Here is a 12,772-nt window from a genome sequence, read left to right on the forward strand (position 1 = left end):
GGGCATATTCGTTCCCGGGCCCCGCTGCGTTCCGGCCGGCTGGGCCGGCTCGGAACGGGGTGTGCGGTGGTCGCTGGTGTGCGGCTCAGCGCACGTGGCGCACTTCGGCGAGGTGCACGCTCTCGTCGACGAAGCGGGCGCCGTCCGCGACGAAGCCGTTGCGCTCGTAGAACCGGCGCGCGCGCGGGTTGCTCTCGGCGACCCAGAGCTGCGCCGGCGTGGTCGGGGCCAGCACGGTCTCGAGCAGCGCCTGGCCGATGCCCGTCCCGTGGCGTGCCCCGAGGACGTACAGCGAGTAAAGCTCGCGGTCGCGCACCGGCTGATGGTCGCCGACCTGCCTCCCCGCCCCGGCGATCGCGAAGCCGACGACCCGTCCGTGCGCCTCGGCGACGGTGACCACCGCGCCGTCGTCGAGCCAGCGCCGCCACGCGTCCTCCCGCCGCGCGAGGGTGTCGGACTCCCAGTGGGCCGCGGGCAGCAGCGCGGAGTACGTCTCGACCCACGATGTGTGGTGGACGTACGCGCACCCGGCCGAGTCGCTGGACGTGGCGGCGCGGATGACGAAGGGCTCGCCGGTCTCGGTGCTCACAGCTCCATGCTGCCGTTCGCGCGGGGTGTCGTGGCGCCGGTGCGGTGTGGTCGGCTGCGCGCAGTCGGTCCGATGCCCATCCCCGCCGGAACGCGCAGCCGCCAAGGGTTCGTGCGTCCCTTGTGAGGTCGTGCGTCTGTCGGGAACTCGTGGGTACGACTGCACGACTTCCCGAGAGGCCCGCGACTTCCACGGTGGGGGCCAGACGGGCCGGTGCGGCGGGGGCCAGACGGGGCGGTGCGGCGGGGTCGGCGGGGTGGCCGGCGCCAGGCGGGCAGCGGATGGGTTGGAGGGTTTGCGTGGTTTGGGGCTGTGCACGATCACAGGTGGGTAACGATGAGGTGACAGGACGGGCCGGGGGCTTCCAGTTCTCAGGCCCGTCGTGCTTAGTATGTGCACGTTCACAGGCGGTGACCGTGCACAGGGATGTGCCGGGGCGATACGACGGAGTGTCATGACCTTTGCGAGCTGGCCCACTGGTGGCGCGATCTCGTTCGGCGGCGACTACAACCCCGAGCAGTGGCCGCGTGAGGTGTGGCAGGAGGACGTGGCCCTCATGCGCGAGGCGGGCGTCAACCTGGTGAGCGTCGGGATCTTCTCCTGGGGACTCATCGAGGTCGCGGAGGGGGAGTTCGACTTCTCGTGGCTCGACGAGGTGCTCGACCTGCTGCACGCGCACGGCATCGCGGTCGACCTCGGGACCCCGACCGCGTCGCCGCCCGCGTGGTTCTTCGCCACCTACCCGCAGGCGCGCGTGGTGGCGAAGGACGGGACGGTCCTCGGCTTCGGGTCGCGCGGGATGGCCTCGCCGAGCTCGCCCGAGTACCGCGCTGCGGCGGTGCGCATCGCGTCGCGGCTCGCGGCACGCTACGCGCACCACCCGGCGGTCGTGATGTGGCACGTGCACAACGAGTACGGCGCGCCGGTCGGCGAGGACTTCTCGCAGAACGCGGTCGTCGCGTTCCGCGAGTGGCTGCGTGCGCGGTACGAGTCGCTCGACGCGCTCAACGCGGCATGGGGCACGGCGTTCTGGGGACAGCACTACACGGACTGGGCGCACGTCTCGCCCCCGCACCCGACGCCGACGGTCGGCAACCCGGCGCAGAAGCTCGACTTCGCGCGGTTCTGCGACCACCAGCTGCGCGCGTGCTACATCGCGGAGCGCGACGCGATCCGGGCCCACGCGACGCAGCCGATCACCACGAACTTCATGGCGAACGAGTGCCCGACGACCGACCTGTTCGCGTGGGCCCGCGAGGTCGACGTCGTCTCGAACGACCACTACCTCACCGCGGCCGACGAGCGGAACCACGTGGGCCTGGCGCTCGCCGCCGACCTGACGCGTTCGGTCGCGGGCGGTGCGCCGTGGATCCTCATGGAGCACTCGACGTCGGCCGTGAACTGGCAGCCGCGCAACGTCGCCAAGCGGGCGGGGGAGATGGCCCGCAACTCGCTGGCGCACCTCGCGCGCGGCGCCGACGGGATCCTGTTCTTCCAGTGGCGGGCCTCGCGCTCGGGTGCGGAGAAGTTCCACTCGGCGATGCTGCCGCACGTCGGCACGTCGTCGCGGGTGTGGCGCGAGGTCGTCGAGCTGGGCGGGCACCTGCGCGCGCTGGCACCGGTGCGCGGTGCGCGGGTGCGGGCGCAGGCCGCGATCCTGTGGGACGCGGAGTCGTTCTGGGCGCAGGACCTCGAGTGGCGCCCGTCGGTGGACGTGCGGCACAAGGAACGGGTGCGCGCCTACTACGAGCGGCTGTGGCGCGACGGCGTCACCGTCGACTTCGTCCACCCGTCGCAGGACCTGTCCGGCTACCGCCTCGTCGTCGCCCCCGCGTCCTACCTGTTGCGGCAGGCGGACGCCGACAACCTCACGCGGTACGTCGAGGATGGCGGGACGCTGCTCGTGTCGTTCTTCTCGGCGGTCGTCGACGAGCACGACGCCGTGCACGCGGGCGGGTACCTCGCCCCGCTGCGCGACGCGCTCGGCGTGGAGGTCGAGGAGTTCCTGCCGCTGCGCGCGGGCGACAGCGCGACCGTCCGCTGGGCGCCCGAGGGCGGCGAACCCGTGACGCTGACCGCCGACGTGTGGCAGGACGACCTCGTGCTGCACGGCGCGCAGGTCGTCGGGACGTACGTCGACGGACCCGCCGCGGGTGGCCCGGCGATCACCCGGCACGCACACGGGGCCGGGCAGGGTTGGTACGTCTCGACCCGGCTCGGCATCGACGAGCTCGCACCGGTGCTCGCTGCGGTGTACACCGACGCGGGCTTGGAGCCCTCGGGGCTGCCCCTCGACGTCGAGGTGGTCACCCGGCACGGCGACGGCGAGGACTTCGTCGTCGCGATCAACCACACCGCCGACGAGGTCAAGGTCGACCTCGGTGCGGGCCAGGAGCTTCTCGGCGCCACGACGGTGACCGGGACGGTCGTGATCCCCGCCGGCTCGGTCGCCGTGCTGCGCACGACGACCCCGCAGCTCGGAGGTGATGGCCAACCGTAGAGCCCCGGACGCCACGCGCGTCCGTTGCAGTTCGGTTCACCTCGTCGCAGCGTCGCGTCACCCAGGGACAGCGCTGTGGCACCTACCGGAAGGACCCTCATGCGCAAGACCCTGTTCCGCTCGGCGGCCGTGCTGGCAGCCGTGACGATGCTGGCCGCCTGCAGCAGCGGCGGTGACACCCCGGCCGCGACGACGGCCCCGGCCGCCCCCGAGACGAGCGCGGCCCCCGCGGGTGCGACCGGCTCGCTGACCATCTGGGTCGACGAGAACCGCAAGCCGGCCGTCCAGGCCGCGGTGGACATCTACAACGAGACGAACCCCGACGTCGACGTCGAGCTCGTCGTGAAGAACTTCGAGGACATCCGCGCCGACTTCCTCGCCCAGGTCCCCACCGGCGAGGGCCCGGACATCACGATCGGCGCGCACGACTGGTTGGGCTCGTTCATCGTCAACGGCGTCGCCGAGCCCGTCGACCTGGGCGAGAAGGCGTCCCAGTTCGAGAGCGTCGCGACGCAGGCGTTCACGTACGACGGGCAGATGTACGGCCTGCCGTACGCGCTCGAGTCGATCGCGGTCGTGCGCAACACCGCGCTCGTCGACTCGACGCCCGCGACCTGGGACGAGCTCATCGCCAAGGGCAAGGAGGCGAAGACCAAGTACCCGTTCGTCATCAACACCAACGGCACCACGGGTGACGCCTACACGTACTACGGTCTGCAGACCTCGTTCGGCGCTCCCGTGTTCCAGCAGAACGCGGACGGCTCGTACACCAACGAGATCGGCATGGGCGGCGACGCGGGCCTCGCGTTCGCGAAGTTCCTCGGCGAGAACGGCATGAAGGGCGAGGGCCACTTCAGCACCGACTGGACGTACGACGTGGCGAACCAGGAGTTCGCCGACGGCAACGCGCCGTACACGATCGCCGGCCCCTGGGCCATCGCGACGTTCACCGGTGCGGGCGTCGACGTCGCCGTGGACCCGATCCCGTCGGCCGGCGGGAAGCCCGCCGCCCCGTTCGTCGGGGTCCAGGGGTTCTACCTCTCGTCGCAGAGCGACAGCAAGCTCATCGCGAACGACTTCCTCGTGAACTACGTCGCCACGCCGGACGTCATCAAGGCGCTGTACGACGCCGACCCGCGTCTGCCGGCGATGACGTCGGTCGCGGAGCAGGTCGCGTCCGACCCGATCGTCGCGGGCTTCCTCGCCTCGGCGAAGCAGGGCGCACCCATGCCGTCGATCCCGGAGATGGGTGACGTGTGGGAGTTCTGGAACGCGGCCGAGTCCTCGATCATCTCGGGTTCCGCGGAGCCCGAGGCGGCGTGGACGAAGATGCTGGCCGACCTCGAGGCGAAGCTCGGCTGACGGACCGGGTCGGCGGCGCGGCCGCAGGCGTAGCCCGCGCCGCCGACCCTCCCGTCCCCGCACCCGACCCGCCTCCGGAGGAGACATGTCGACCCAGCAGTCGTTCGCCGCCGCCGTCGCCGGCGACAGCCCGCCGCCACCGCGGCGTGCCCGCGAGTCCCACGCCCGTTCCTGGAACGGCCTCGGCGTCGGGTTCCTCGCGAAGCTCGGCCTCATGGCCGTCATCAACGCGCTCGGACTCGCGGCGGTCTGGTCCGCCTTCGTGAACGGCGCCTGGGTCCTGCTCGGCGCGATGGTGGTCCTGCTCGTGCTCGCGGACTGGATCTACTTCACGCGGCGCCACGTGCCGCTGAAGTACCTGTTCCCGGGCCTGACGTTCCTGGCCGTGTTCCAGCTGTTCACCATCGGCTACACCGGCTACGTGGCGCTCACGAACTACGGCACCGGCCACAACGTGAGCCAGGAGCAGGCCGTCGACGCGCTGCTCAGCCAGAACGAGAAGAAGGTCCCCGACTCGCCGAGCTTCCCGCTGACGATCGTCCGGCAGGGCGACGCTCTGGGATTCGCGGTCGTGCAGGGCGGGGCCGCCAAGGTCGGCGCCGCCGACCAGCCGCTCGAGCTCGCGGCCGACGCGACGGTCGTCGACTCCGTGGTCACCGCCGTCCCCGGCTGGGAGGTCGTGCCCAAGGGCCAGGTCCTGTCCGACGCCGTGCTCGCCGACGAGGTGCTCGCGCTGCGGGTCCCGCTCACGGACGAGGCGCAGGACGGCTCGATCCGGACGGGCGACGCGACGATCGGCGCGGTGTACCGCTCGGTCCTGACGTACGACGCGACCGCGCAGACCATGACGAACACCGAGACGGGCGTCGTCTACCGCGCGACCGACGAGGGACGGTTCGTGGCCGACGACGGCACCGCGCTCCCGGTCGGCTGGAAGGTGTTCGTCGGGCTGGAGAACTTCGGCACGGCGTTCACCGACGACACGTACTCCGGACCGCTGGTCAAGATCGTCCTGTGGACGTTCGTGTTCGCGCTCGCGAGCGTGGTCGTCAGCTTCTTCTTCGGCCTCGTGCTCGCGCTGCTCTACAACGACCCGAGGGTGCGCGGGAGGGCCGTGCTGCGCACGCTGTTCATCCTCCCGTACGCGTTCCCCGCGTTCCTGTCCGCGCTCCTGTGGCGCGGGATGCTCAACGCGAACCCCGACTACGGCATCGTCAACCAGCTGTTCTTCTTCGGTGCGCGCATCGAGTGGCTCGACGACCCGACGCTCGCCAAGATCTCGCTGGTCATGGTGAACCTGTGGTTGAGCTACCCGTACTGGTTCCTGGTCTGCACGGGTGCGCTGCAGTCGCTGCCCGACGACGTGCAGGAGGCCGCGCGGATCGACGGCGCGGGCCCCTGGCGCACGTTCCGGTCGATCACGCTGCCCCTGCTGCTGGTCTCGACCGCACCGCTGCTGATCGCGTCGTTCGCGTTCAACTTCAACAACTTCACGCTGATCTACATGCTCACGGGCGGTGGGCCGAGGTTCACCGACACGTCCGCGACGCTCGGGCACACCGACATCCTGATCTCGATGGTCTACCAGATCTCCGGGGTCTCGGGCGGACGGGCCGACTACGGCCTCGCGAGCGCCCTGTCGCTCATCATCTTCGTCGTGATCGGTGTGATCTCGGCGCTGATGTTCCGACGCACGCGCCAGCTCGAGGAGGTCAACTGATGAGAACCACGCACGCCCCGGGCTCCGTCATGGCGCGCAACGCGCGGGCGCGGGTGCGCGGCCGGCGCCGCCGCTGGTTCGCCGAGGTGAGCTGGAAGTACGTCGTCGCGGCGGTCGTCGTCGTGTACGCCGCGTTCCCGCTCGTGTACGTGCTGTCCGCGTCGCTCGCCGCGGGGGGCACGCTCACGGGCTCGACGAGCCTGTTCCGTTCGGTCTCCGCAGAGAACTATCAGGCGCTCGACGCCACGCGGTTCTGGCAGTGGGCCGGCAACAGCCTCGTCGTCGCGACGGCCACGGCGATCGGGTCGGTCCTCATGGGGGCCGCGGCCGCGTACGCGTTCTCGCGGTTCCGCTTCTCGGGCCGGCGCACGGGCCTGACCACCCTGCTCATCATCCAGATGTTCCCGCAGATGCTCGCGTTCGTCGCGATCTTCCTGCTGCTGCTGTCGCTCGGGGAGGTCATCCCGGTGCTCGGCCTCAACAGCAAGCTCGCGCTCATCGCGGTGTACCTGGGCGGCGCGCTCGGGTCGAACACGCTGCTCATGTACGGCTTCTTCAACAGCGTGCCGCGCGAGCTCGACGAGGCCGCGAAGATCGACGGCGCCTCGCACTCGCAGATCTACTGGACGATCATCCTGCGCCTCGTGACGCCGATCCTCGCGGTCGTCGGGCTGCTGTCGTTCATCTCGACGTTCGGCGAGTTCATCCTCGCGCGGGTCATCCTCACGTCCGAGAGCAACTGGACGCTCGCGGTCGGGATGTACGGGTGGGTCTCGGACCAGCTCAACGCCAACTGGGGCCTGTTCGCGGCGGGCGCCGTGCTGGCGGCGCTCCCCGTCCTCATGCTCTTCCTCTTCCTGCAGAAGTACATCGTCGGCGGCCTGACCGCCGGCTCCGTGAAGGGCTGACACGCTCCGGTCCCGCCGTCCGCCGCACGCCCCCTGACGTGCGGGCGGCGGGACCGGTCCTACCGAACGACCGACGAAGGGACACCACTCGTGTCTGCACCGCTGACTGCACGATCACGCCGGTGGGCCGCGTTCGCGGCGGCCGGCTCGCTCCTGGTCCTGTCCCCGCCGCTCGCGGCGTCCGCCGACGAGGGACCGGTCGCGGCCGGCGTCGTCGTCGAGCCCGTCGCCGGCCTGCCCGCCGACTTCGTGACCGGCGTCGACGTCTCGTCGGTGCTGTCGCTCGAGGAGAGCGGCGTGGTGTTCCGCGACGCCGCGGGGCGGCCCGCGGACCTGTTCGCCACGCTCGCCGCGGCGGGCGTGACCGACGTGCGCGTGCGCGTCTGGAACGACCCGTACGACGCGCAGGGCCACGGCTACGGCGGAGGCACCGTCGACGTGGAGCGCGCGGTGGAGATCGGCGAGCGGGCGACCGCCGCGGGCATGGGTGTGCTAGTCGACTTCCACTACTCGGACTTCTGGGCGGACCCCGGCAAGCAGTCCGCTCCGAAGGCGTGGGACGGCTTCACCGTCGAGCAGAAGGCCGACGCGGTCGAGGACTTCACCGCCGACAGCCTGCGCCGGTTCGAGGCGGCGGGTGTCGACGTGCGCATGGTGCAGGTCGGCAACGAGACCACCAACGGCATGTCCGGCGTGTGGGTCGCGGACGCCGACTGGGACTGGGGCCAGGTCGCGCAGCTGTTCGACGCGGGCAGCCGCGCGGTGCGCGAGGTGTTCCCCGACGCGCTCGTCGCGCTGCACTTCACCAACCCGGAGAAGGCCGGCTCGTACGCGTGGATCGCTGACGAGCTCGCGGAGCACGACGTGGACTACGACGTCTTCGCGTCGTCGTACTACCCGTTCTGGCACGGCTCGCTCACGAACCTCACGGACGTGCTGTCCGGGATCGCGACGGAGCACGACAAGCAGGTCATGGTCGCGGAGACGTCGTGGGCGTACACGCTCGAGGACGGCGACGGGCACGCGAACACGGTGCGCCGCGGGCAGAACGACACGAACCCGCGCTACCCGTTCAGCCCGCAGGGCCAGGCGACCGCGTTCCGCGACGTGGTCGCGGCGGTGCACGCGGTCGGTGACGCCGGCATCGGCGTCTACTACTGGGAGCCCGCGTGGCTGCCCGTCGGGACCCCGACCCAGGACAACGCGTCGCTGTGGGAGGCGCACGGCTCGGGCTGGGCGACGAGCTTCGCGGGCGAGTACGAGGACGACGCGGCGCAGTGGTACGGCGGGTCCGCGGTGGACAACCAGGCGCTGTTCGACGTCGACGGCGTGCCGCTCCCGTCGCTCGGCGTGTTCGACTACGTGCGCACCGGCGCGACCGCGCCGCGCGCGGCGTCGTCGGTCGAGCCCGCGTCGGTCACCGTCGACCAGGGGGAGGACGTCGAGCTCCCGGGTACGGTGCGCGTGCACTACAACGACGGCGACAGCGCGGACGTCGCGGTCACGTGGAGCGACTCCGTGGACTGGATCACCGTCCCGGGCCGCTACACGGTCTCCGGCGTGACCGCCGACGGCGACGCCGCGACCGCGTCCGTCGTGGTCCTGGCGGTCTCGTCCGGCGTGAACCACGTGGCGAACCCGAGCTTCGAGACGTGGGGCTGGCCCGAGTGGACGCTCACGGACTCCGGCACCGACGTCAAGGTCGAGTGGAAGGACTCCGGCGACCCGTACGACGGCTTCTACGGCGTGAACCTGTGGTCCTCGCGCGACCACACGGGGTCGGTCACGCAGCAGGTCACCGGCCTGACGCCGGGGACGTACGTGCTGTCCGCGACGACGCAGGGCGACGGTGAGGCCACCGACGACACGTTCGAGCTGGTCGCGACCACCGCCGAGGGCACGGTGTCCGCGCCGTTCGCGCTCGACGGGTGGAAGGTGTGGAACACCCCGTCGGTCGAGGTCGAGGTCGGCGCGTCCGGCACCGTCACGGTCGGCGCGCGGTGGGACCTGCAGGCCGGCGCGTGGGCGTGGCTCGACGCGTTCTCCCTGACGGAGAAGGTCGAGCCGTCCGACACGACCGAGCTGGTCGCGGCGCTCGACGAGGCGGGCGACGTGCTGCGCGGCCGCTGGACGCCGGCGACGGTCGCGGCGCTCGACCGTGCGGTCGAGATCGGGCGGGTCGTCCTCGCGGGCGGCGACCTCGCTCCTCAGGACGACGTCGAGGCCGCCGCAGCGCTGGTCCGTGACGCGGTCGCCGCGCTCGTCGTCTCGCCGGACGCGCAGCCGACGATCACGGCGACGCTCCTGCCGGCGTCGGTCCCGGTGGGTACGCGCGGCGAGGTCGCCGTGCGCGTCGCGGCCGGCACGACCGCGCGTCCCACGGGTGACGTCACGGTCACGGTCGGCGGGAGCACGGTCACGGGGACCTTGCGCCCCGGGAACGACGGCGCGATCACCCTGGTGCTCCCCGAGCTCCCGGTCGGGACCCACCCCGTGACGGTGGAGTACGGCGGCGACGTGCGCGTGGTGCCCGGGACGGCGTCCGTGGGCTCGCTCAAGGTCGTCAGGATCACCCCGGTGGTCACCGGGACGCTGCGGGCGAAGACGATCACCGCGGGCCAGCAGCCGACGGTCGACGTCGTCGTCGACGCCGGCACGACCACGGCCACCGGGCAGGTCCGGGTCTCCATCGGCAGCTACAGCAAGAGCGTGACCCTCACGGCCGCGAGCAAGGGAAAGGCGTCGGTCACCGCCCCGCGCCTGGCGGTCGGGTCCCACGCCGTCAAGGTCCAGTACCTGGGCGACGCGAACGTCGGGCCGCGGACGGTCTCCGCGGGCACGCTCAAGGTCACGAAGGTGACGCCGACGGTGTCGCTCTCGCTCGCGAGCAGCACGGTGCGGCCGGGCGCCCCGGTGGTGCTGACCGTCAAGGTCACGTCGGCGGGCGTCAAGCCCACCGGCACGGTGCGTGTGACGATCGGCGGGAGGTCGCGGGTCGTGGGCCTGCCGTCGGACGGCTCGGGCGCCGTCAAGGTGTCGCTCGCGGGCCGGGCCGCGGGCTCGTACCTGATCGAGGCGCGCTACGCGGGCACGGACAGGATCACCGCGGCCTCGGCCAAGGTGACCGTCCGCGTCCGATGACGCACGGGTGACGCACGACGAGGGGCGGTGACCGCAGGGTCACCGCCCCTCGTCGTCCCCGCAGGCCCGCCGCGAGCGGCCCCCAGGGTGCTCGGTACCGCCCGGTCAGCGCTCGCCGGGCTGCAGGACGATCGCGCCGTACGGCGGCAGGCTCACGAGCGCGGAGTACGGGCGGCCGTGGTGCGGGTCCGGCAGTGCGTCCACCGCGCCGAGGTTCCCGACGCCCGAGCCGCCGTACTCGTGCGCGTCGGTGTTGAACACCTCGCGCCACGTGCCGCCCGCGGGCAGGGCCAGCCGGTAGCGCTCGTGCGGCACCCCCGAGAAGTTGACCACCACGACGACCGGAGGGGTGCCCTCGTGGCCCTTGCGGATGTACGCGAGCACGTTGTGGTCCGCGTCGTCGGAGTCGATCCACTCGAACCCGTCGGGCGTGTGGTCCAGCTGCCACAGCGCGGGCGTCGCCCGGTACAGCGCGTTGAGGTCCTTGACCATGCGGTGCACGCCCGCGCGCAGCGGGTCCTCCAGCGACCACCAGTCGAGCGAGTGCGCCTCGGTCCACTCGTCGGCCTGCGCGAACTCCTGGCCCATGAACAGCAGCTGCTTGCCGGGGTGCGTCCACTGGTACGCGTACAACGAGCGCACACCCGCGCACTTCTGCCAGTGGTCGCCGGGCATGCGCCCGTACACCGAGCCCTTGCCGTGCACGACCTCGTCGTGCGAGATGGGCAGGACGTACTGCTCGGAGAACGCGTACACCAGCGAGAACGTGATCTCGCCGTGGTGGTAGCGGCGGTGCACCGGCTCCTCGGCGAGGTAGCGCAGCGTGTCGTTCATCCAGCCCATGTTCCACTTCAGGCCGAACCCGAGGCCGTTGTGGTCGGTGGGGGCCGTCACGCCGGGCCACGCGGTGGACTCCTCGGCGATCATCATGGCGCCGGGTGCACGGCGGTACGCCGTCGCGTTCGTCTCCTGCAGGAACGCGATCGCCTCGAGGTTCTCGCGGCCGCCGTGCCGGTTGGGGCGCCACTGGCCCGGCTGGCGCGAGTAGTCGAGGTACAGCATCGAAGCGACCGCGTCGACGCGCAGCGCGTCCACGTGGAACTCGGTCAGCCAGAACACGGCGTTCGCCACGAGGAAGTTGCGCACCTCGTTGCGGCCGTAGTTGAAGATGTACGTCCCCCAGTCGGGGTGCTCGCCGAGCAGCGGGTCCGGGTGCTCGTACAGCGGCGTGCCGTCGAACCGCGCGAGGGCCCACTCGTCCTTGGGGAAGTGGCCGGGGACCCAGTCGACGATCACGCCGATGCCCGCGCGGTGCAGCGTGTCGATGAGGTAGCGCAGGTCGTCGGGGTGGCCGAACCGTGACGTGGCGGCGTAGTAACCGGTGACCTGGTACCCCCACGAGGGCGCGTACGGGTGCTCGGCGACGGGCAGCAGCTCCACGTGCGTGAAGCCCGTCTCCAGCACGTACTCGGTGAGCTGGTGCGCGAGCTCGCGGTAGGACAGCCCCGCGCGCCACGAGCCGAGGTGCACCTCGTACACCGCGAGCGGGCCCGAGTGCGGGTCGCTCTGCGAGCGGCGCGTCATCCACTCGTCGTCGCCCCACGTGTACGCGGACTCGACGACCACGGACGCGGTCGCGGGCGGGACCTCGGTGCCCTGCGCCATCGGGTCGGCCTTCTGCCGCCAGGACCCGTCCGGCGTGAGGATCTCGTACTTGTAGCGCGCTCCCGCGGTGACGCCGGGGACGAACAGCTCCCAGACGCCGGACTCGCCGAGCGACCGCATGGCGTGCGTCGCGCCCTGCCAGTAGTTGAAGTCGCCGACCACGCGCACCGCGCGCGCGTTGGGCGCCCACACCGCGAACGACGTGCCGTGCACCTCGCCCAGCGTGCCGGGGTAGGTGCGCACGTGGGCGCCGAGGACCTCCCACAGCTCCTCGTGGCGGCCCTCGCGGATGAGGTGCCGGTCGAGCTCCTGGACCGTCGGCAGGAAGCGGTAGGGGTCGTCGAGCAGCGTCGTCGTGTCGCCGTACGTGACCTCGACGCGGTAGTCGGGGACGTCCTCACCGGGCAGGACCGCGACCCACACACCGTCCTGCTCGTGGCGCGCGGGGACCCGCGTGTCCGGGGTGATGACGACGACCGCGTCGGCCAGGGGGCGCAGCGTGCGGATCGTGACGCCGCCGTCGCCCGGGTGCGGGCCGAGCACGCCGTGCGGGTCGTACCAGGTGCCGTTGGCGACCGCGTGCAGCGTGTCGGGCTCGGCGGGGACCGGGGTGGGGGCGGTCGCGCTCATACGCCTAGCCAACCACCCCTTCCGCCGGTCCGCAGGTGTACCCGCCGCGTGACCTGCCCGGACGCCCTGCTCCTGACCGCGGGACCCGCCCGGGTCAGCGCGATGCGGGGGCCGTGCTGCCGCGTGAGACGAGGCGGGGCAGCGGCGCCGTGTAGGAGCGCACCGGGCCGTCCGCCAGCACGTCGAGCACGCAGTCCGCGACCTGCCCGCCCATCGCGTGCACGTCGAGGCTCATCGCCGACAGCGGCGGGTGCGCG

General features: G+C 71.8%; 7 protein-coding genes. 5 read left to right on the forward strand and 2 right to left on the reverse strand.

Going from position 1 to position 12,772, the window contains the following annotated elements:
- Positions 1-85: 85 nt before the first annotated feature.
- Complete coding sequence (locus CUD01_RS17170; RefSeq protein WP_244937802.1) at positions 86-589, reverse strand: GNAT family N-acetyltransferase; 504 nt, start codon at positions 587-589, stop codon at positions 86-88.
- 454 nt (positions 590-1,043) lie between these two features.
- Here CUD01_RS17170 and CUD01_RS15405 point away from each other — a divergent pair, with 454 nt between their 5' ends.
- From CUD01_RS15405 to CUD01_RS17280, 5 genes are all read left to right on the forward strand, one after another.
- The gene (locus CUD01_RS15405; RefSeq protein WP_141322375.1) at positions 1,044-3,089 is read left to right on the forward strand and encodes a beta-galactosidase; all 2,046 of its coding nucleotides are present in this window, start codon (positions 1,044-1,046) and stop codon (positions 3,087-3,089) included.
- A gap of 99 nt (positions 3,090-3,188) precedes the next feature.
- The gene (locus CUD01_RS15410; protein ID WP_141322376.1) at positions 3,189-4,451 is read left to right on the forward strand and encodes a sugar ABC transporter substrate-binding protein; all 1,263 of its coding nucleotides are present in this window, start codon (positions 3,189-3,191) and stop codon (positions 4,449-4,451) included.
- Positions 4,452-4,536: 85 nt separating this feature from the next.
- On the forward strand, positions 4,537-6,171 hold the full coding sequence (locus tag CUD01_RS15415) for an ABC transporter permease subunit (protein ID WP_141322378.1): 1,635 nt from the start codon (positions 4,537-4,539) through the stop codon (positions 6,169-6,171).
- Positions 6,171-7,079, forward strand: coding sequence for a sugar ABC transporter permease (locus tag CUD01_RS15420; protein ID WP_141322380.1), 909 nt, complete (start codon positions 6,171-6,173; stop codon positions 7,077-7,079). The genes CUD01_RS15415 and CUD01_RS15420 overlap by 1 nt, the downstream gene beginning before the upstream one ends.
- Before the next feature lie 90 nt (positions 7,080-7,169).
- Complete coding sequence (locus tag CUD01_RS17280) at positions 7,170-10,220, forward strand: glycosyl hydrolase 53 family protein (protein WP_141322382.1); 3,051 nt, start codon at positions 7,170-7,172, stop codon at positions 10,218-10,220.
- Between the two features lie 105 nt (positions 10,221-10,325).
- On the opposite strand, the gene glgB is transcribed toward CUD01_RS17280, so the two are convergent.
- A complete protein-coding gene (glgB, locus tag CUD01_RS15430; RefSeq protein WP_141322384.1) occupies positions 10,326-12,515 on the reverse strand; it encodes a 1,4-alpha-glucan branching protein GlgB in 2,190 nt (729 codons plus the stop codon).
- Positions 12,516-12,772: the final 257 nt, after the last annotated feature.

The sequence above is a fragment of the Cellulomonas uda genome, assembly GCF_006538705.1.
In the GTDB taxonomy this organism is placed as follows: Bacteria; Actinomycetota; Actinomycetes; order Actinomycetales; family Cellulomonadaceae; genus Cellulomonas; species Cellulomonas uda.